The sequence below is a fragment of the Salinimonas marina genome (genome assembly GCF_015644725.1).
In the GTDB taxonomy this organism is placed as follows: Bacteria; Pseudomonadota; Gammaproteobacteria; order Enterobacterales; family Alteromonadaceae; genus Alteromonas.
Genome location: NZ_CP064795.1, coordinates 3,656,139 through 3,676,134, shown reverse-complemented (window position 1 = coordinate 3,676,134; position 19,996 = coordinate 3,656,139). Strand labels below are relative to the sequence as shown.

The 19,996-nt window shown below is 50.2% G+C and carries 23 protein-coding genes and 3 pseudogenes; 15 read left to right on the top strand and 11 right to left on the bottom strand.

Translation table 11 applies throughout. The features are described from left to right. The first annotated feature begins 6 nt into the window (after positions 1-6). The 6 genes from atpH to IT774_RS16530 all read left to right on the top strand — a co-directional run bounded on the left by atpH (position 7) and on the right by IT774_RS16530 (position 6,134). Positions 7-540: a F0F1 ATP synthase subunit delta gene (atpH, locus tag IT774_RS16555; RefSeq protein WP_195810745.1), complete on the top strand. Its 534-nt coding sequence runs from the start codon at positions 7-9 to the stop codon at positions 538-540. 13 nt (positions 541-553) lie between these two features. Beyond that, positions 554-2,095, top strand: a complete 1,542-nt coding sequence (gene atpA / locus IT774_RS16550; protein WP_195810744.1) for a F0F1 ATP synthase subunit alpha — start codon at positions 554-556, stop codon at positions 2,093-2,095. A 53-nt stretch (positions 2,096-2,148) separates the two neighbouring features. Then, positions 2,149-3,009 carry a F0F1 ATP synthase subunit gamma gene (gene atpG, locus IT774_RS16545; protein ID WP_195810743.1) on the top strand — a complete coding sequence of 287 codons (861 nt, stop codon included), beginning with the start codon at positions 2,149-2,151 and terminating at the stop codon, positions 3,007-3,009. 33 nt (positions 3,010-3,042) lie between these two features. Then, complete coding sequence (gene atpD / locus IT774_RS16540; RefSeq protein WP_195810742.1) at positions 3,043-4,428, top strand: F0F1 ATP synthase subunit beta; 1,386 nt, start codon at positions 3,043-3,045, stop codon at positions 4,426-4,428. Between the two features lie 65 nt (positions 4,429-4,493). Then, entirely contained in the window at positions 4,494-4,910 is a 417-nt protein-coding gene (locus IT774_RS16535; RefSeq protein WP_195810741.1) for a F0F1 ATP synthase subunit epsilon, read from the top strand. Positions 4,911-5,192: 282 nt separating this feature from the next. Then, positions 5,193-6,134: a hypothetical protein gene (locus tag IT774_RS16530; protein ID WP_195810740.1), complete on the top strand. Its 942-nt coding sequence runs from the start codon at positions 5,193-5,195 to the stop codon at positions 6,132-6,134. A gap of 56 nt (positions 6,135-6,190) precedes the next feature. Here IT774_RS16530 and IT774_RS16525 read toward each other — a convergent pair. Further along, a pseudogene (locus IT774_RS16525) lies at positions 6,191-6,705 on the bottom strand (tRNA-uridine aminocarboxypropyltransferase). 35 nt (positions 6,706-6,740) lie between these two features. On the opposite strand from IT774_RS16525, the gene IT774_RS16520 reads away from it, so the two are divergent. From IT774_RS16520 to IT774_RS16510, 5 genes are all read left to right on the top strand, one after another. Then, positions 6,741-7,082: an MGMT family protein gene (locus tag IT774_RS16520; protein WP_195810738.1), complete on the top strand. Its 342-nt coding sequence runs from the start codon at positions 6,741-6,743 to the stop codon at positions 7,080-7,082. A gap of 65 nt (positions 7,083-7,147) precedes the next feature. Next, a complete protein-coding gene (locus IT774_RS17970; RefSeq protein ID WP_332308869.1) occupies positions 7,148-7,801 on the top strand; it encodes an HD-GYP domain-containing protein in 654 nt (217 codons plus the stop codon). Next, on the top strand, positions 7,801-8,184 hold the full coding sequence (locus IT774_RS17965; RefSeq protein ID WP_332308868.1) for an HD-GYP domain-containing protein: 384 nt from the start codon (positions 7,801-7,803) through the stop codon (positions 8,182-8,184). The genes IT774_RS17970 and IT774_RS17965 overlap by 1 nt, the downstream gene beginning before the upstream one ends. A gap of 5 nt (positions 8,185-8,189) precedes the next feature. Further along, positions 8,190-8,348 (top strand): hypothetical protein, encoded by a 159-nt coding sequence (locus tag IT774_RS17960; protein WP_332308867.1) that lies wholly within the window; start codon positions 8,190-8,192, stop codon positions 8,346-8,348. 187 nt (positions 8,349-8,535) lie between these two features. Beyond that, positions 8,536-9,177: an OmpA family protein gene (locus tag IT774_RS16510; protein WP_195810737.1), complete on the top strand. Its 642-nt coding sequence runs from the start codon at positions 8,536-8,538 to the stop codon at positions 9,175-9,177. 330 nt (positions 9,178-9,507) lie between these two features. Here IT774_RS16510 and IT774_RS18110 read toward each other — a convergent pair. Further along, positions 9,508-9,720, bottom strand: a pseudogene (locus IT774_RS18110) (nuclear transport factor 2 family protein); the annotation flags it as partial. Positions 9,721-9,837: 117 nt separating this feature from the next. Here IT774_RS18110 and IT774_RS16505 point away from each other — a divergent pair. Continuing rightward, positions 9,838-10,395, top strand: coding sequence for a DUF1439 domain-containing protein (locus IT774_RS16505; RefSeq protein WP_195810736.1), 558 nt, complete (start codon positions 9,838-9,840; stop codon positions 10,393-10,395). A gap of 60 nt (positions 10,396-10,455) precedes the next feature. Here the strand turns inward: IT774_RS16505 and IT774_RS16500 are convergent, their stop codons facing one another. The 3 genes from IT774_RS16500 to IT774_RS16490 form a co-directional block, all read right to left on the bottom strand. Continuing rightward, positions 10,456-10,992 (bottom strand): lactoylglutathione lyase family protein, encoded by a 537-nt coding sequence (locus tag IT774_RS16500; protein WP_195812339.1) that lies wholly within the window; start codon positions 10,990-10,992, stop codon positions 10,456-10,458. Positions 10,993-11,282: 290 nt separating this feature from the next. Next, positions 11,283-12,179: a homocysteine S-methyltransferase family protein gene (locus IT774_RS16495; protein WP_195810735.1), complete on the bottom strand. Its 897-nt coding sequence runs from the start codon at positions 12,177-12,179 to the stop codon at positions 11,283-11,285. A gap of 146 nt (positions 12,180-12,325) precedes the next feature. Beyond that, complete coding sequence (locus tag IT774_RS16490) at positions 12,326-13,189, bottom strand: YicC/YloC family endoribonuclease (RefSeq protein WP_195810734.1); 864 nt, start codon at positions 13,187-13,189, stop codon at positions 12,326-12,328. A gap of 191 nt (positions 13,190-13,380) precedes the next feature. On the opposite strand from IT774_RS16490, the gene rph reads away from it, so the two are divergent. The 3 genes from rph to tusA are packed head-to-tail and all read left to right on the top strand — an operon-like array spanning position 13,381 to position 15,002. After that, positions 13,381-14,094 (top strand): ribonuclease PH, encoded by a 714-nt coding sequence (gene rph, locus IT774_RS16485; RefSeq protein ID WP_195810733.1) that lies wholly within the window; start codon positions 13,381-13,383, stop codon positions 14,092-14,094. 9 nt (positions 14,095-14,103) lie between these two features. Beyond that, entirely contained in the window at positions 14,104-14,745 is a 642-nt protein-coding gene (pyrE, locus tag IT774_RS16480) for an orotate phosphoribosyltransferase (RefSeq protein ID WP_195810732.1), read from the top strand. A 2-nt stretch (positions 14,746-14,747) separates the two neighbouring features. Further along, a complete protein-coding gene (gene tusA / locus IT774_RS16475; RefSeq protein WP_269749779.1) occupies positions 14,748-15,002 on the top strand; it encodes a sulfurtransferase TusA in 255 nt (84 codons plus the stop codon). Positions 15,003-15,065: 63 nt separating this feature from the next. Here the strand turns inward: tusA and IT774_RS16470 are convergent, their stop codons facing one another. The 6 genes and pseudogenes from IT774_RS16470 to IT774_RS16445 form a co-directional block, all read right to left on the bottom strand. Further along, positions 15,066-15,857, bottom strand: a complete 792-nt coding sequence (locus IT774_RS16470; RefSeq protein WP_195810730.1) for a DUF1206 domain-containing protein — start codon at positions 15,855-15,857, stop codon at positions 15,066-15,068. Between the two features lie 126 nt (positions 15,858-15,983). Continuing rightward, positions 15,984-16,445, bottom strand: coding sequence for a hypothetical protein (locus tag IT774_RS16465; protein ID WP_195810729.1), 462 nt, complete (start codon positions 16,443-16,445; stop codon positions 15,984-15,986). Positions 16,446-16,520: 75 nt separating this feature from the next. Further along, positions 16,521-17,108 (bottom strand): YqaA family protein, encoded by a 588-nt coding sequence (locus IT774_RS16460; RefSeq protein WP_195810728.1) that lies wholly within the window; start codon positions 17,106-17,108, stop codon positions 16,521-16,523. 9 nt (positions 17,109-17,117) lie between these two features. Further along, positions 17,118-18,400 (bottom strand): annotated as a pseudogene (locus IT774_RS16455) (amidohydrolase family protein). Between the two features lie 88 nt (positions 18,401-18,488). Then, positions 18,489-19,061 (bottom strand): DUF1285 domain-containing protein, encoded by a 573-nt coding sequence (locus tag IT774_RS16450; protein ID WP_195810727.1) that lies wholly within the window; start codon positions 19,059-19,061, stop codon positions 18,489-18,491. After that, positions 19,051-19,902 (bottom strand): DUF3014 domain-containing protein, encoded by an 852-nt coding sequence (locus IT774_RS16445; RefSeq protein WP_195810726.1) that lies wholly within the window; start codon positions 19,900-19,902, stop codon positions 19,051-19,053. Before IT774_RS16445 ends, IT774_RS16450 begins: the two co-directional genes overlap by 11 nt. Between the last annotated feature and the right edge of the window lie 94 nt (positions 19,903-19,996).

Below are 19,996 nucleotides of genomic sequence, written 5' to 3'. Positions count from 1 at the left end.
TGAGCCATGTCTGAATTGACAACCGTTGCTCGTCCTTACGCTAAAGCTGCTTTCGATTTCGCAGTCGAGCACAACACTGTTGCCCAATGGCAAGATATGCTGGTATTTGCTGGCCAGGTAGCTCAGAACGACGACATGCACCAGGTATTAACTGGTGCTATCGCCCCTGAGGCTCTGGCAGAGATATTTATCAATGTGTGTGGTGAACAACTCGACCAAAACGGTCAGAACCTGATTAAGGTTCTGGCAGAAAATGAACGTTTGGTTGCCTTACCAATCATTAGCGAACTGTTTGATAAATTTAAAGCCGACTATGACAAAGTCATTGAGGTGGATATTACATCAGCAACTGAGCTAACCGCTCAGCAACAGTCGCAAATATCGGCAACATTAGAAGAACGTTTGGCACGTAAAGTGAAGCTTAATTGTAATGTAGATTCTGCCCTGGTGGCTGGCTTTGTAGTAAAAGCTGGCGATACAGTAATTGACGGTTCAGTTAAATCAAAACTGGAACGTCTGGCCGATACGTTACAAGCATAACGGGGATAAGAGCATGCAACTTAATTCCACTGAAATTGCAGAACTGATCAAAAAAAGAATTGAACAGTTCAATGTAACCAGTGAAGCACGTAACGAAGGTACTATCGTTGCGGTTACCGACGGTATTATCCGGATTCATGGCCTTGCCGATGTTAAACAGGGCGAGATGATCGAGCTTCCTGGTAGTCGTTATGCAATTGCACTAAACCTTGAGCGAGACTCAGTTGGTGCGGTTGTGATGGGTCCCTATGCGGATCTGACCGAAGGAACAAAAGTACAATCAACCGGCCGTATTCTGGAAGTTCCAGTAGGTCGTGCCCTGCTTGGCCGTGTGGTAAACACACTGGGTGAGCCTATTGATGGTAAAGGTTCAATCGATGCTGCTGGCTTTGAGCCGGTTGAAAAGATTGCCCCTGGGGTTATCGAACGTCAGTCAGTTGACCAGCCAGTACAAACTGGTTACAAGTCTGTTGATGCGATGGTTCCGGTTGGCCGTGGCCAGCGTGAGCTGATCATCGGTGACCGTCAGACCGGTAAAACTGCTATGGCAGTCGATGCCATCATCAACCAAAAAGGTACAGGCATTAAATGTGTGTACGTAGCGGTTGGTCAAAAGGCCTCTACCATTGCCAACGTAGTACGTAAGCTGGAAGAACATGGCGCGATGGAGCACACCATTGTGGTGGCAGCATCAGCATCTGAGTCTGCGGCATTGCAGTACCTGGCGCCGTATTCAGGCTGTACCATGGGCGAGTTTTTCCGTGACCGTGGTGAAGATGCTCTGATTATCTACGATGACCTGTCTAAACAAGCCGTGGCGTATCGTCAGATTTCATTGTTGCTTAAACGTCCACCAGGTCGTGAAGCCTATCCGGGTGATGTTTTCTATCTTCACTCGCGTCTGCTAGAGCGTGCGGCCCGTGTAAACGAGCACTTTGTTGAAAAATTCACTAACGGTGAAGTGAAAGGCAAAACCGGTTCCTTGACCGCGCTGCCAATCATTGAAACCCAGGCTGGTGACGTTTCTGCGTTCGTACCAACCAACGTTATCTCAATCACCGATGGTCAGATCTTCTTAGAAACTGACCTGTTTAACGCAGGTATTCGTCCTGCGGTTAACGCCGGTGTTTCAGTATCGCGGGTAGGTGGTTCAGCACAAACCAAGATCATCAAAAAGCTGGGCGGTGGTATTCGTCTGGCACTGGCACAGTATCGTGAACTGGCTGCGTTCTCACAGTTTGCTTCTGACCTTGATGAAGCAACCCGTGAACAGCTTGAACACGGCGAACGTGTAACTGAGCTGATGAAGCAGAAGCAATATTCCCCACTGTCTATTGCTGATATGGGTGTGTCTCTGTTCGCCGTTGAAAAGGGCTTCCTGAAAGACGTCGCACTGGACAAGATTCTTGATTTTGAATCTGCACTGCATTCATACATGAACAGCGATCACGCTGAGCTGATGAACACTATCAATGAGTCTGGTAACTACAACGACGACATTGCTGCGCAATTAAGTGATGCTTTGAAAAAATTCAAAGAAACACAAACGTGGTAATCGATAGTGCCGGCTGCAAAGCCGGCACAACGTTAGGTTAACGGGAGATAGTCATGGCCAGCGGTAAAGAGATAAAAGGTAAGATTGGGAGTATTAAAAATACTCAAAAAATTACCAGTGCTATGGAAATGGTTGCCGCGTCGAAAATGAAAAAGGCGCAGGAACGTATGTCCACCGGACGTCCATACGCACAGAACATGCTTAAAGTGATTGGTCACATTGCAAACGGTAACCTCGAATACCGTCACCCTTACCTTGAAGAGCGTGACGTGAAGCGGGTTGGCTACATTGTCATTTCTACTGACCGCGGACTTTGCGGTGGTTTAAATACCAACGAGTTTAAGCGTGTTACCCAGGAGATTAAATCCTGGAGAGACAAAGACGTAGAAGTCGACTTTGCAGCCTTAGGCGCAAAAGCGTGTGCCTTTTTTAAACGGTTTGGTGGCAACTTGCTTGCGGCAGAATCGGGCATGGGCGACGCCCCCACAGTAAGTGATGTCGTGGGTGTGGTTCGGGTCATGCTTAAAGCATACGACGAAGGCAAGTTAGATCGGATTTATCTGGTATTTAATGACTTCGTGAACACCATGACGCAAACGCCAGTGGTCAATCAATTACTGCCTTTGCCAAAGTCAGAAGACGAAAATTATCAGCATCGCTGGGACTACATTTACGAGCCCGACCCGAAAGAAATTCTGGAGTCGCTGATGGTTCGTTACATTGAGTCTCAGGTATATCAGGGTGTGGTAGAAAATGCTGCTTCCGAGCAGGCCGCACGAATGGTGGCTATGAAAGCCGCCACCGATAACGCAGGCAATCTTATTGATGATCTGCAACTGGTATACAACAAGGCACGTCAGGCTGCAATCACACAAGAAATCAGTGAGATTGTAAGCGGCGCCGCGGCGGTGTAGGCGAAGGTTTAGAAAAGATAACGAGGACAAATTATGAGTCAAGGTAAGGTCGTCCAAATCATTGGCGCCGTTGTGGATATCGAATTCCCACAAACCGCGGTGCCAGGTGTATACGACGCACTACGAGTCACTGAAGGTGACTTATCTGGGTTGACCCTGGAAGTGCAACAGCAATTAGGTGGCGGCGTAGTACGTGCCATCGCAATGGGCTCTACCGATGGTCTGCAACGTGGACTGGCAGTAGAAGATACCGGCAAAGCGATTCACGTTCCGGTGGGTACCGCCACATTAGGCCGTATCATGGACGTGTTAGGTAACCCTATCGACGAAGCAGGCCCGATTGGTGAAGAAGACCGTATGTCTATTCACCGTGCGGCGCCCAGCTACGAAGAGCAGTCCACTTCGGTAGAACTGCTGGAAACCGGCATCAAGGTTATCGACCTGGTATGTCCGTTTGCCAAAGGTGGTAAAGTTGGTCTGTTCGGTGGTGCCGGTGTTGGTAAAACCGTAAACATGATGGAACTTATCCGTAACATCGCCATCGAGCACAGTGGCTTCTCGGTATTCGCCGGTGTTGGTGAGCGTACTCGTGAAGGTAACGATTTCTATCACGAAATGAACGAGTCTAACGTACTGGATAAAGTTTCTTTGGTGTACGGCCAGATGAATGAGCCACCAGGCAACCGTCTGCGTGTAGCATTGACCGGTTTGACCATGGCGGAAAAATTCCGTGATGAAGGTCGTGACGTACTGTTCTTCGTAGATAACATCTATCGTTATACTCTGGCAGGTACCGAAGTATCGGCACTGTTGGGTCGTATGCCATCAGCGGTAGGTTATCAGCCTACGCTGGCCGAAGAGATGGGTGTACTGCAGGAGCGTATCGCGTCAACGAAGACCGGTTCAATCACCTCAATTCAGGCGGTATACGTACCAGCCGATGACTTGACTGATCCGTCTCCGGCAACCACCTTTGCTCACTTGGATGCCACGGTTGTATTGTCACGTGATATCGCGTCTTTGGGTATTTACCCAGCGGTAGACCCGTTGGACTCAACCTCACGCCAATTGGATCCATTGGTTATCGGTCAGCAGCATTATGACGTAGCCCGCGGTGTACAAACCGTACTGCAACGTTATAAAGAGCTGAAAGACATCATTGCGATTCTGGGTATGGACGAGCTGTCTGAAGAAGACAAGCTGGTAGTAACCCGTGCCCGTAAGATTCAGCGTTTCTTATCTCAACCATTCTTTGTAGCAGAAGTATTTACCGGTGCACCGGGCAAATACGTATCACTTAAAGACACGATCAGTGGCTTTAAAGCGATTCTGGATGGTGAATACGACGATCTTCAAGAGCAGGCCTTCTACATGGTTGGCACAATTGAAGAAGCCGTAGAGAAAGCCAAAAAAGCGTAATGAGGAAGGTCGTCTCAAAACAGGCGACCAGTCTTTACGTTGACTACCTACCTTAGGAGGTTTACATGGCAGCTATGACAGTACATCTGGATGTGGTAAGTGCCGAGCAGAAAATCTTTTCTGGTCGTGTTGAAACGCTTCAGGTGACCGGCAGTGAAGGTGAACTGGGTATCCACCCGGGTCACGCGCCCCTGATCACAGCAATTAAACCGGGTATGGTGCGTTTGGTCAAACAGCACGGTGAAGAAGAAATGATTTACATTGCCGGTGGCGTACTGGAAGTACAGCCTGGCAATGTAACCGTTTTGGCCGACACCGCTGTCCGTGCAGAAGATTTGGACGAACAGGCTGCTGAAGAAGCAAAACGTCGTGCTGAAGAGCACATCGCCAACCCAGGCGCTGACTTTAATTACGCACAGGCCGCTCACGAGCTGGCAGAAGCAATTGCTCAACTGCGATTGATTCAAAAGATGCGTAAATAATATTCAGTGTATGCAAGCTTGATAAAACCCGGCAAATGCCGGGTTTTTTTATGGGCGTCGTTTTGTCGCTAACCCGTTCAGCCGGTTAGCCATAATTGTCCGTTGATTGCTTATTTGCATACTCATTCAGGGGTTCGGTTAAACAAAAACATTGCGTGCCAAAGTGGAATAAGTACACTAGCGCCCTTCTGACCATTGAGGGTCGGATACATAATAATAACTGCCCGAGGCAGAACACAACAATGTTAAAGGACTTTGACGCAAACATACGGAAAAGGTCTGATGACGCTTAGTATACAGTCGAACACCATCGTACCGCTGCCAATTTGGCTGACCCCCTTCGGCTATGCGGTGGCAGTTGCGGTTTTACAATCGATTTTTGTACCTACCATCAATACTCCGGTTATCAGTCAGGTACTGATGACAAGTCTGGTGAACGGGGTAACGCTGCTCGCTGTTTTAACGGCCTGTTTCTGGGCAGCCCTGCTCATCGTTCATAACAAGGCCCACAGTGCGATGTTGGGGTACTTGCTGGACCAAAACAGTCTGAGTCAGTTCGCAGCCTTTCGCCGAAGAGCACAAATTCGATTGCGCAACCACTGCATTGCTGCGCTTACCGCCGCGGTTATCTGTTATCCATTGATCTTTGACAGTCTGCCCGACTCCCTACTCCCGGCAACCATTCAGCGTATGATCATGTTGGGTTGTGTATTTATGGCGTGGCTGTATATGTTCCAGGGGATTAGCCTGGCGCGTTTTTTATACCGGCATTTTCTAACCCAGTCACCCGACTCGCTGCATACTATGAAATGTCAGCAGCAGGTCAGTGATGTGGTGAAAATATTGCTGGTGGCGTCGATGAGCCTGTTATTGCTGTTACCCCTTTCGGCGGCAGGCGATCTGCCCTATGCTGAATTAGGCGTAGGGTTTAGTGCCGGGCTGGCCATAATGATTCTGACGGCCTTCAATGTGCTGTTTTCGGCTCAGCAAAAAGCTCGGGCCTATCAGCACCATGCAATATCACGAATCGACACTAAACTGTATTACCTGCAACGCCAGTCCAAGTACCGAAAAGATGCCCTGGAACATGCCATGGCGCGGTTACGCAAAGAAAAGAAAGGCTTACAGCGCTGTCAGTGCGAGCCGGTATCCTTTTCCATGCAGCTGGCGTTGGCGCTCTGGAGTGTTACGGTGCCGGTGCTCTGGTGGCTGGTTTCAGTTTGAGTTACGCTGATGATTCACAGGCCCTTGCCAAAATCGTTGCATCTGCTGTTGCAAGGTTAACAAGGGGTACTGTGACACTGATACCCTTGCGATAAGCAGTAGGCCACCGCTTCCAAGGTAGACAGACTATCGGGCTTGTCGGTATGGCGAATACGATAGCCTGAGCCAGGGGCTTGCTCAAAATGCCAGCAGGGCAGCCGATGCAGCCAGGTGAGTTGTTGGTACAATCCGAAGGCCTGGCGCCAGGAGCCATCCAGAAACAGCAGTTGCTCTGGGGGGCCTGAGTAAAAGCCGGACTTTCAATGGGCTGACTGCCGGGACTAGGGTAAATGACCGCGCTTTGATAGTGTTCACATAATTGCTGCGCCGGATAAAAGTCTTCAGGTTGGCTGCCCGCTACAATCAGCGTGTCCGGGATAACAAGCGGCACCAGACGGGCGGTATTTTTCGCATGCCCTGCTTCTTTGTGGTGCTGTAAGATGATGAGTTTTACCGGACAACTTATGCTTTCGATGGCACTACAGACACAGGTAGAAACGGGAAAATCACAAGTAGAACAATAGGGGCGCATTAAATTTTATTCGCTATACTTACCATATGTCTAGTATGCCTAATATGACACCTGGGCAGCAAATTGTCGCTACCATTGAGATGATACCTTCGGGGTACGTGGTCTCTTATGGTCAAATTGCGGACTTGGCCGGGTTGCCTGGCCGCGCCCGGCTGGTGGGCAGTGTATTAAAAGCTCATTCGCAGGCCAGTTTGCCGTGGCACCGGGTGGTGCGCGCCTCCGGGGCGATTGCATTTGCTGCCGGCTCTGAGCAGGCGCATGAGCAGCGTCAGCGGCTGCTGGCTGAAGGGGTTGCAATAAAAGGTCACAAAGTTGTGCTCCCGGACTACTTATGGCGCCCAGATATGTATACCTTGTTGTATAAATTACAGGCATAATGTTGTTGTGCGCTATGCCTGATCGGTAATTTTTAGCGGTTAACTATTTCTTTTTGAAGGAACTCATGAAAGAAAGCTCATTCAAGACGATATCTATTTCAGAGCTTGCTCCGGGAATGTACGTAAGCCGGATTGTGGAGCAAGCCGGTGGTGTTAAAATCAAGTCTGAAGGTAAGGTCACCTCGCAGAATATCGTAGATATGCTGAAAGCGAAGGGCGTGAAAAAGCTGGTGGTCGATATTGCCAAAAACTTTGCCGCTGAGAGCCCCGCCTCAGCGACGGCCCCGCCGCCCCAGGAGCCATCTGATCCAGCTGAAAAACCACCTAGAGTTCCTTTTTTTAAAGAAATTCAGCGGGCAGAAAAACTGCATGCCCAAGGCAAGGCGATACAAAAATCCTTATTGGCCACCGTGCAAAAAGGCCTGCCGTTTGATAAGACTATCCCCCGGGAATTTTCCAGCAAGCTGGTAGAGTCTATCGAACGCAATCCTGATGCCCTGCTATGTTTGACCAAAATTCGCGAAAAAGACGATTACTTGTTGGAGCACTCGTTAAACGTGGCCATCTTACTGGCCAACTTCGGGCAGTTTATGGGCATGACGGAAGCTCAGGTCAATGATCTGGCTTATGCAGGATTCTTACATGATATGGGTAAGATCCTTATCCCCGACGATATTTTACACAAACCAGGACGCCTCACCGACGATGAAATGGGGTGATGAAGCAGCATGTGCAGTTTGGCGTAGAAGCATTGGAAGCCGCCAACATCGCGCCAGCCCTGGTAAATGTAGTCAGTGAACATCACGAACGATTAGATGGCAAAGGCTATCCGGCCAGCAAAACCAGTGCGCAGATTTCTAAGGAAGGCCGGATGTTGGCGATTGCCGATATGTATGACGCGCTTACGGCCGATCGCTGTTATAAGCCCGGCATGCCCAGTCAAAAAGCCATGAAAATATTGCTCAGCGAAGCCCCGAGAGACTCGACAGTAATCTGGTGCAGATGTTTATTAAATGCATGGGTATTTATCCTGTGGGCAGTCTGGTTAAGTTGTCGAACAACAAACTGGCCATGGTGGCCGAACAAAACGCTTCGCCATTAAGACCGGTGGTTAAAGTATTTTATTCTTTAACCGGCGATCATTTTTTAGAGCCAAAAAATATCAATCTGGCTACCGATACCCGTCTGGCTATCGACTCAGCGGTACTGGCCAGTGACTATAAAATTGATTTTAATACTTTTTTCGAGCGCTCTATTACCGTCTAGTAGAGGTTAACGCCGCCTCGTTTCATTACCACAGCCAAAGGCTGTGCGTTTAGCTAAGGTTCAGGTTGGGTGGCTTATACTAAGAAGGCTTTGGTAAACCAACTGGAATAACTTTTGCAGCCTTGGTAAGAAATCATTAAAAGCGGCAGGCCGCTTTTTTCTTTTATCGACAATAAATGAGGATGTTATGAAAAAAACACTGATTGCAGGTGTGGTCGCAATGAGCGTAGGCATGGTCGGCTGTGCAAATGATCCGTCGAACACCCAAAAAGGGGCCGCGATTGGGGCCGTAGTGGGCGCTTTATTAGGAAAAGCCACCGGTGATAACGATAAAAGCCGTTATGCCTGGGGCGCGGCGGTAGGTGCCATCGCCGGGGGCGCGATTGGTAACTATATGGACCGTCAGGAAGAAGCACTGCGTAAAGAGTTGGCGGACACCGGCATCGAAGTGGTGCGAGAAGGTGACAACCTGAAGCTGATCATGCCCGGCGATATCACCTTTGCCACCGACAGTGCGTCTATTGCATCCCAGTTCAACCCGGTACTTAATGATGTGGCCACCGTGGTTAATGAATATGAAAAAACGGTGCTGCTGATAAAAGGTCACACCGACGACACTGGCTCAGAGCAATACAATCAGTCGTTATCAGAGCGGCGCGCTCAGTCGGTAAAAAACCTGCTGACCAGCTATAATGTTAATCCAAAACGGGTCTCGACGGTGGGTATGGGCGAATATCAGCCCAAAGTGCCTAATACCAGCGCTCAGAACCGCCAGCAGAACCGTCGGGTGGAGCTGGAAATTCAGCCTTTGACCAAAGAAAATACCTAATACGCTAGAAAATCCGGGCGCTGCGCTGTAGTTGCGCCCGAAACCATGCTTACCCGCAGGTTCAGCGCCGCCCCTGAGATTGTTTAATAAGGCTCGTAACCTGTTGCGCCAGAGTATTTGGCACCAGAATCGCCAAATGGTATTGCTGTATTTGCCAACTCCCCCTCTTGGTGTTCTACTACCCCGGCCCCAGGTTCCCTCAGATAGCGCCCTGCATTTTTTTTCAGGATTTTCCCAAACCAGGCCCCAGGCCACGGTACGATGTGTATCGAAGCTCTGCCTTATCCTGAATAGCATTGTCATGGCCGATAGGTCAAGCCAGCCCTGGCCTTTAGCAAAGACCGGCTGTGTATAGGACCTAAACTGATACAGCGTCCAGGTGTCGCTGACACCGGTGCCGGTAGAAACCTCATCAGGGGCATACACACCAAAATAACGGTCAAAACAGACCGTCGCAGCCGCCGCATGCATCTCATCAAGGAGCTTGTTGACCTGTTCAGGCGCCCCCGCGAAAGCCGGCTGCGTCAAAAGCCATAACCACACCCCATAGGTGTACACGCAGCATTGTTGTTTCTTATCAGCTTGCTGGCGACAGTGGTAATCATCTATCGGGATGAGTACACTGTATTGTAATCACCCGGCAAAGAAAGGCGCGCGCACATGAAACATCTGATATTCGGTTTGCTGATTCTATGGTTGAGTGGTTGTGCCACTTTCTCGGAATTATCGTCTTATTCGGTTACTCAGAGCGAACTGGAAGAATTGCTTGATAACGAGCTGACCGACTTGCAGAAGCAGGCGCGAGTGGCGGGGATTCCGGTCACCATGACCGTAGACGATATGAGTGTGGTCATTGGACCTGAAGGGCGTGAAATTGTGCAATTGGGGACGGCGGCTACCGCCACGGTAAGTGCGTTTGGGTTTTCTTATCCCGCCAAGGTTAGGTTGCAGTTGGAAGGACAGCCTTATTACGACCAAGATAAAAAAGCGATTTTTCTGCGTTCGCTGAAATTGCTCGACAGCAGTGTCGATGCGGGCAGCTACAAAGGCAATCTGGCCCCGGTAAGCGGTCAGGTCATGAGCCTTATTAATGGTTATCTGAACACGCATCCGGTGTACCAGCTGGATACCACCAATACCGCGATTAATTTGCTTTCCAGTGTACCCTTGCAGTTACACATCGAAAATAACCGGTTGACGCTGAAGCCGGCCCGATAATAACCCAATGCGCATGGTCTTTGAAAAACACTGCCCCAAAGACCATGTTATCGCTAGGTTTTACTGATAAGCACCATTGGCATAATGTAATTCATAGCTGTGGCTATAAATTTCGATGATATTGCCAAACGGGTCTTCCATATAAATCATCCGATACGGCTTGTCGCCGGGATAGTAAAAGCGTGGCTTGTCCATTCGACGTTTGCCGCCAGCATCCACAATTTTCTGTGCCAGTTCTTCCAGATTAGGATCCTGCACGGCGAAGTGAAAAACCCCGGTTTCCCAGTATTTAAAGTTATTGTCGGGATTTTTCTGGTTTTTAAACTCGAACAGTTCAATGCCGACTTTGTCGCTGGTAGACATATGGGCAATACGATAGCTGCCCCAGCCTTTGCCAAAAACATCCGTAGACATCTGGCCAATAGCGCTGTCATCTTCTACCACTTTGGTGGGCGTCATAATGGTGTACCAGCCCAGCACTTCACTATAGAATTCCACCGCTTTTTCTAAATCCGGAACCGAAATACCAATATGTGAAAAAGCTCTGGGATAGGCTTGCTGAGTCTCCGTATTCGGTACTTTTTGGGTTTCCGCCATTGCCGACAATGGCAATACCAAAGCCATCGAGAACACTACTTTTGCTAATAGATTCTTCATCGTTTCCTCACTCTTTTCTGCATTAATATCAGTAGCTGAACGCCGCGGGTATGCTGGGTAACAGCCACCCCGGCCACAACGTGCTGCAAATACTACGGCACGCCTGAGGAAACTAAAAATTATCAATTACTATCATATTGATAATTTTGTTTTATGATTGTCAGCGTGTGGCCAGCCTAGGCCTGGTCTGACTGGCGTTTGCACATGCTTAGCTGAATAATTTTTCTGACTTAGCTGTGCTTCCCTTGGGCCAGAGCACGAATATGCTCAGGGCCTATCCCACAACACCCGCCAATCAGTGTGGCGCCAAGTTCTGCCCACTGCCTGACGTACTGCAGGTAATCCTCAGGAGAGAGCTCACGCATGGGCTGAGACTCAGAATTGGCAGAGTAGTCGGTAGGAATGGGCACAAAGTTGTTGGCATAGACGCCCACCGTCAAAGCACACGATTGCTGTTGCAGAAGCTGCTGGGTTTCGGTGAGCGCCTGCGCCATCACCTCGGGCACCGAACAGTTAAAGGCGATGCCTGCGGGCAAGGGTGCAGAACATACTAAGGCCACGGCGGAAGCCACAGATTGTCCCGACCTTAGCAGCGCTCCCTGGGCTGGCTCATCCTGCAATGAAAAAGCATAATACAATGGTTTAGACGTTTGTTGCGCGGCTAGCTGAACCACTCGCAACTCTTCCAGACTGGCCAGCGTTTCGACGATGAAAAGGTCACAAAAAGGCGCCTGCGCCAGCAGCAGCTCCTGGTAAATCTCAAGCGCGGCGGTGGCTTCAAACAAGTCGGGGCGATAGCTGCCCATCGGCGGCGGTAAGCTGCCGGCCACCTGCACCTGCTTATCGGGGTATTGGTTCACGGCCTCGCGGGCAATTTCAGCCGCTTTCGCGGCCAGCGCCGGGCCCTGCTGTTGGTACCGCGTTTCACCCAGATGAAACGGCACGCACGCATAACTATTGACGGTGATAACCTGCGCCCCGGCTTCAATAAAGCGACAATGGGCCTGATACACAGCCTCTGGTGCTTCCCACAGCGCCTGAGCGCTCCAGTAGGGATGATCAAAGGGTGCCCCGGTGCGTTTTAGTTCGCGGCCCATGCCGCCATCCAGAATAGTGATGTCTTGCATAGTAATAGATGCTGTGTAAAAAGGTATTGGCTCTCACGGTAAGCCAATTTATCGGGGAAGGAAATGCGCCTGTTTAAAACAAATCGTCATAAGGCATAAAAAAGCCCCGCGTAGGCGAGGCTTACCAACCGAAGGAATCAGCGGTTTTATTCAATATTCTGGATCTGCTCGCGCATCTGCTCTATCAGGACTTTAAGTTCCACCGCAGACTGGGTTATCTCGGTGCTGATGGATTTAGAGCCCAGCGTATTGGATTCGCGGTTAAACTCTTGCATCATAAAATCCAGACGGCGGCCACAGGCTCCGCCTTTGTTAAGGATATTGCGGGTTTCGCTGACATGGGAATTCAGGCGGTCCAGCTCCTCGGCCACATCTACCTTTTGCGCCAGCATAATCATTTCCTGCTCGAAACGACCGGCATCCAGTTCTACCTGAGCTTCTTCAAAGCGGGTTTGTACCCGATCCCGCTGCCACTGCATAATTTCCGGCATTTTTGCTGCCACCGTTTTCACTTCGGTTTCAATGGCATCAAGACGTTGTTCCAGTAGCGTTTTCAAAGTGTTACCTTCGGCGGCCCGGGCTTCAATAAATTGAGCCAACGCGGTATCAAAGGCGGCCATTACCTCTTGCGTGATCGTGTCCATGCTGGTTTCTTCAGCGGCGATGACCCCGGGCCAGCGTAATACATCTAATGGATTTACGCCGGTGGACTGGCCATGGGACTGCACCCAGTCAGCAGCTTGCATGACCTGCTTAGCCAGCTCTTCGTTAAGGGTCAGCTTGCCGGTGGCCGCATCGCTGGCAGAAAAACGCAGGGCGCATTCTATCTTGCCGCGTTGCAGCTTTTTCCTGAAACGCTCGCGCAGCATGGGTTCTAACGAACGAAACTGCTCCGGCAGACGAAAATAGTTTTCCAGAAAACGTTGATTCACAGAGCGGATTTCCCAAACCGCTGTGCCCCATTCCTGCTTTGTTTCGCTACGTGCGAACGCTGTCATGCTGTAGATCATAAATTCATCCGTTTCGGTTTGCCGCCTTGGTATTGAACCCTGATCATACGCCAATCGATGCTTTTGTGCCTAGCACTTATGCAATTGCCCTTTCTTTCATTCATTTTCATTGCCCAAATACGTTATACTTTCGTCTCAATTATCATCTTTATTTAGCCCGCGTGCTTACGCCGCCTTGCTAGGAGAACACTATGCGTCCAAGTGGCAGAACTGCCAGTCAAATTCGCCCGGTTACCATCACCCGCAACTATACCTGTCATGCTGAAGGGTCGGTTCTGATTGAGTTTGGGAACACCAAAGTGCTGTGTAACGCAACCGTGGAAGAAGGCGTACCGCGCTTTATGAAAGGCCAGGGTAAAGGCTGGATAACCGCGGAATACAGCATGCTGCCCCGCTCTACTCACACTCGCAGTCAGCGTGAGGCGGCCCGCGGCAAACAGGGTGGCCGTACCTTAGAAATTCAGCGGCTGATCGCGCGCTCCCTGCGTGCTGCGGTTGATCTGAAGTTACTGGGTGAAAATACCCTGACCCTGGACTGTGATGTGATTCAGGCCGATGGTGGCACCCGCACCGCTTCTATTACCGGAGCCTGTGTCGCGATGGTTGATGCACTGACCTTTATGCGTAGCAAAGGCATCATCAAAACCAACCCGCTTAAGCATATGATTGCCGCATTGTCGGTAGGCATCTGCGATGGTCAGCCGGTGTCTGACTTAGAATATGTCGAAGACTCCAAAGCCGAAACCGATATGAATGTGGTGATGACCGAAACCGGTAAACTGATTGAAGTTCAAGGCACCGCCGAAGGTGAGGCATTTTCATTTGAAGAAATGAGCGAGATGCTGGAGCTGGCCAAACACGGTCTGCGTGAACTGTTTGATATCCAGAAAGCGGCGCTGGCCTAAGGAGCGCAGGTGAAGTCTTTTCAACGAGAATTTATTGAGTTTGCGATTAATCGCGGGGTACTGAAGTTTGGCGAATTTACGCTCAAATCAGGACGTACCAGCCCGTATTTTTTTAATGCCGGCCTGTTTAACCGTGGCGGCGACCTGGCCCGTCTGGGACGTTTTTATGCTACCGCGTTGACCGAAGCGGGCGTCAAATTCGATACTCTTTTTGGACCGGCTTACAAAGGCATTCCTATTGCCACCACCACCGCAGTGGCGCTGGCCGATGAACACAATCTGGATGTGCCTTATTGTTTCAATCGTAAAGAAGCCAAGACCCATGGAGAAGGCGGCAACCTGGTCGGCAGCCCGCTGGCCGGAAACGTCATGCTGGTGGATGATGTGATCACCGCCGGCACTGCCATTCGTGAGTCGATGCAGCTGATAGAGCAAAACCAGGCGGTGCTGGCCGGGGTTCTGATTGCGCTGGATCGCCAGGAAAAAGGTCAGGGCGAGCTTTCTGCGATTCAGGAAGTAGAGCGCGACTTCAATACTCAGGTGGTGGCGATTGTGACGCTGGCAGATGTGGTGGCTTACCTGCAAGAGCAAGGCGATCAGCAGCACCATATCGAGACCATTAATGCCTACCGTGAACAGTATGGGATATGACTGTGGCTGATGTCACCGATTTCGAAGACGCCGATCACGAACTTGATGCGATGGGACTGCGTTGCCCGGAGCCGGTGATGATGATTCGTCTGAAAGTCAGAAAACTGGCCGAGGGTGAAACCTTGTACATCACCGCCGATGATCCATCCACAGCCCGGGATATTCCAAGCTTTTGTCGGTTTATGCAGCATACGCTGGTGGCCCAGCAAACAGAAATGTTGCCCTATCAGTACCTGATTAAAAAAGGTCTGGAGTAACAAACTGCTAACGCAGCCCCCGTGAATTGACAAGCCAATCCGCGGGGGCTTTTTTATATGGGCTCAGGTTTTATGGTAACGACTTTCCAGAGCGCAAAATAAGCCAAAGGTAAACAAGCCGGCGCCCACAAACATCAACGCGAACTGTCCATAGCTTTGTTGCATGATGGTCCCCAGCGCCTCTTGCAGGCCACCTGCCTGTTGCGGGTTGGCGGTAAGTGCCGCATGCACAAAAAAGCTGCCCACCATAATGTATATAATCCCTCTGGCGAAAAACCCAAAGCGGCCCACTTTGTTCGCCGCCGAACGTGCCTTGGCAGACATTTTATGCAAATCAAACTTATCCATAAAATCGGCTTTAACGGCGTGTTTAAACTGAATAAACGAAAACGCGATTATTAGTCCCCCGACCAGCCCGATTGCCCACAGCCCCCAAGTTTCCTGCATTAATGTTGACGACATTTGTTCGCTGTTGCTCTGTCCGCCCCCCTCGCTGCGTGCCCCTGTAAAGACCTTAATGGCCAGGTATGTACCAAAGCCATAAATAATGGCGGACACAACATAAAAAATACGCATCACGATGTCTTTGGCACTGGTGCCTAAATCATCGGTATTGAAAAAGGCCTGGGTAAGACGCCATAAAACATAACAGCCCATACCAATGATCACGATACCTAAAATAACCTGACCAAAAGGTTGTTCCACCAGTTTAATAAAAACTGATTTTTGCGAGGGAGTGTCTTGTCGAAAGCTGCCGATGGCGGTTCCAATCACTAACAAACCCAGCAAACAATACACTACGGTTTTGGCTGCATAACCACCAAATACAAGGGCAGTACGTAGACTCTGTGTCACAGTATTCTCAATTCAGTTTATTAACATAATCCTGTATACGTAAAACCATGCACAATGATTAACTTAGCGTCTTAATATTTATGATTTTGCATATAGCATGACGACTGCGCAGGGTTTCCCGCCTTACTAATGAAACTGATCCGGGTTAGTGGGTGACTGGGTGCCCGGGTCAGCCGCCGGGCTTAAGCCCTGCACAATAGACTGAATGAGTGTCGCCATGTCGGGTTCACTGGCAAATAAGGGGGTCAGCGCCATCAGTTGTTGCTGGCTGTCCTGGTAAACCTGCTGGGCCGCGGCGTTTTCTTCAATATCCTGATAGCGGGCGGCCAGGTATACCGTCAGTGCCCCATAGGCAATAAAATCATCGGCAATGGTCTCTGAGGTAGTATTCGGGTTTTGCAGTGCCAGAATGGCTGCGTGAGCGCTTTCCAGGGCGCGACCCGCGTATTCCAAGGCCTCAGCCTGATTAACCTGCTGCTGAAAGTACTGAGCCTGCTGATGCAGTTCGGTGCGCTGGGTACGGGCTTCCTCAGGGTGTTGTTGTAACCACTGCTTTTGTTTGGGGTCTAAAAAGGCTTTAATAATCATCGACACCTCCTGGCATCATAGTAGTGCACGTGATTGTGTCTTTGTATGAGTGAATTGGGATAACGCATTATGCGTTTATTTTAATAATGTGCTGAGATACCAGAGCAATAAAATTGCCATGGTAACTGCTAGGATGGTTCGGCCCTTATAGCGTTTAATGAGCCGCTCAGCTTTGTTGCCGGCTATATATACCACTAACGCCAGCCCGAAATAGCGTAATGAACGAGCTACCACGGTTGCCGCCACAAACAAGGGCAGGGAAAACTGAGTGGCGCCGGCCGCTAACATGGCAATCTGAAACGGAATGGGCGCCACCCCCAGGGTCAGGACAAACCAGAACCCCTGACTTTGCATTTGTTGTTTTACCTGCGCGAATTTTTCCTGGGTGGCGAAGGTATTGATGATCCAGTCGCCAACTAAATCAAACAAATACAAGCCAATACCGTAACCGATAATAGCGCCAATCAAGCAGCCCACCGTGGCCATCAGGGCGATTAGCCATAATTTTTCCCGGCGGGCTTGCATCAGCGGCACCATCACCGCTTCTAAAGGGATAGGAACAATAGTCGATTCAAGGAAGGAGGCTATGGTAATCCCGGGTAGCACATTTTTTGAGGTTACCAGCTTGTGGGTACTTGCCCTGAGCTGACTTCTTATTCCCATTACACCCTTCTACTGTTTTACAATCTCGCCATCCTTCATAACAAAGGTTACCTTGCTCATTACGTTAATATCCTCCAGAGGGTTTCCTTTCACGGCAATAATATCTGCCAGCTTACCTTGCTCCAGGCTACCCAGGCGATCATCGATGTTAAGCATCTTCGCCGCTTCTGAGGTGGCACTCTGTAATGCCTTCGCGGCAGGCATGCCGGCTTCAACCATATAACCGAACTCCTTAGCGTTATCGCCATGGGCAGATACTCCACTGTCGGTACCAAACGCAATATTGACCCCGGCGTCATAAGCCGTGGCAAAGGTGTCCTGAATCAGCGGGCCGATTTCGGCAGCTTTAGGTCGCACCAGCTCTGGAAAATAGCCGTCGATTTTGGCTTTTTCGGCCACAAATTTGCCGGCCATAATGGTAGGCACGTAGTAGGTATTATTTTGCTTCATTAAGTCGATGGCTTCTTCATCCATGTAGGTGCCATGTTCAATGGAGGTCACCCCGGCCTTAATGGCCCGCTTCATCCCTTCTTTACCATGAGCATGCACCGCCACCGTCATACCATAATCGTTAGCGGTGTCGACGATGGCGCTGACCTCGTCGGTCATAAACTGGGGATTCTGACCACTTTTGGCGACACTCAATACCCCCCGGTAGCGGTGATTTTAATCACATCGGCACCGTCTTTATAGCGTTGACGCACCGCTTGCCGGGCCTGGGCTACGCCATTGATGACACCCTGTTCTGGCCCCACATCCGGTTGAATAGATTTGGCCATACCATTGCTAGGATCAGCGTGACCGCCGGTGGTGGCAATGGATTTTGCCGCCGTAAAAATGCGCGGTCCGGGCAGCAAACCTTTATCGATGGCTTTGCGCAGGGCCACGGTTTCATTGTAGCCATCTCCGAGGTTTCGTACGGTGGTAAACCCGGCATGTAAGGTCGTTTTGGCATTGCTGGCGGCTTTATACGCATAATCTGCTTCATTAAGCGTATAGGGTTCCAGGTAGGTTTGCGGGCCCCCGTGCTCGGAAGACAAGTGCACATGCATATCCATCAGGCCCGGCAGTACGGTACTGTTTTTGAGATTGATAACGGTATCGCTGTCTCCGGGCTGTTGATAGCCTTTCACCAGCTCAGATATTTTGTTGCCGGACACAATCAATGTCATTTCGGATTGTAAGGTGTCAGAGTTGCCGGTGAAGACCTTACCCGCGTGAATATAGGTATCGGCAAAGGTCAGGCTGCTGGCACAGCAGCCTGCTACTAATAACGCCAGCTTTTTCTTCATTATCATGCTCTTTGTACGCTGAGTGGAAAAACTACTGTAGGGTACCCGGTACTCAGTTGTAAAGCAGATGTGAAGGTGCGAGGCGAATTTACTCGCTGGCTATCTCACCAATAATAAACGGTTCATACTCACTGGTAATGTAAAGCTGTTCGGTGCCATTGTGGGAACGCCGCTGTGCCTGTTCAATCAGCTGGTAGTAAACATTTTGGTGCAGCCGTGCCCACAGATTCGTGCGCACACAGACATACGGGATCGGCGTGGTATCGGGGGCCTTTAACGCGGCCGGTGGCATGCGTAACTCTAACGGATGATTAGATGAAAGAGCAAAGCGTTCACCTACATTGGTGGTAAACACAATGCCATCATCTTCGGCTTCCCACTGCGTGACAATAAACGGGACGTCCTCCACCTGAATGCCGACTTTTTCCACCGGCGTTACCAGATAATACTGGTCCTGTTCTTTTTTAAGTACCGATGAAAACAGTTTTACCAGCGACTGGCGTCCAACCGGACTATTTTGATAATGCCAGGAGCCATCCAGCCGGATGACCATGTCCATATCACCGCAAAATGGCGGATCCCACTTATCCACCGGCGGCAGGGCGCGCGCTTCGCCGTCTACCGCCTCGGTTACCTGCTGGCTAAACCGACTAAGATCCATTGTCTTCCAGCATCGCTTTGATTTCGCGAAGCTTGGCCTTTATCCGACGCATATTATCCGGGCCGGTGCGTAGCAATTGCTTTTGTGGCTCACTAAGATTTTCCAGTTGCGGGTCGGCATATTTGTACGCCACTGAGTCGCTGTATACTTCCACCGGCACCGGTACTTCCGGCGTGTCCAGTAACTGATTGATGGCTGAAATCGCCACTTCGTCGAAGGGCTTATCAGGACTACCAATTTCAGCAAACTTTTGTTGTATCTGAGGTTTGTATTGCTGGTACAAGTCCAGCAGCGCCTCATTTTCCATCGACTCAATCATTTGTACATAGGGTGTGTAGCGTTTGTAGCTGGCGGCATCAATCCATTGCTTACCGGCTTGCGAGTACACTCTGAAGTCCTGCTCAGGGGCTTTCAGTGGCTGTTGGGTAGCCATTTCATCGTTGGCCAGATTGTTTACCGACACCACAAAGCGTTGCAGTAACCCTTCATCAACCAGCAAGCTATTAACCTGCGGGTCCTCGGTAATCGTGCCTAATGAGGTGCGGATCCCGTCATCGCTGCTGTCCAGGGGGTCGGGCTCTGCTTGCTCTGGTTGTGGCTCCATCGGCTCCACTTCACGATCCGGGTCAATATCCACGGGGGCCGGCGCGGGCTCTGGTTCAAAGTTATCTTCTTCAGGTACGGGCGCAGGCGCCTGTTCCTCGGTGGTGGGCTGGGTTTCGGCCGGCGTCGGCTTATCATCGTCAGAAGGCCAGAACACCACTGCCAGAATCACAATAACAATGATGACAGCCAGCACAATATGCGGTGCCACTGTACGCTTTTCGGTATCTTCACTCATAACATTTCCACCATGTAATTAATTCCTTGAACCGACTTTGTAATAAAAATCATACCCTTTGTGCGCAGTCCAGAAAAGTTGTTATTCTTAATAC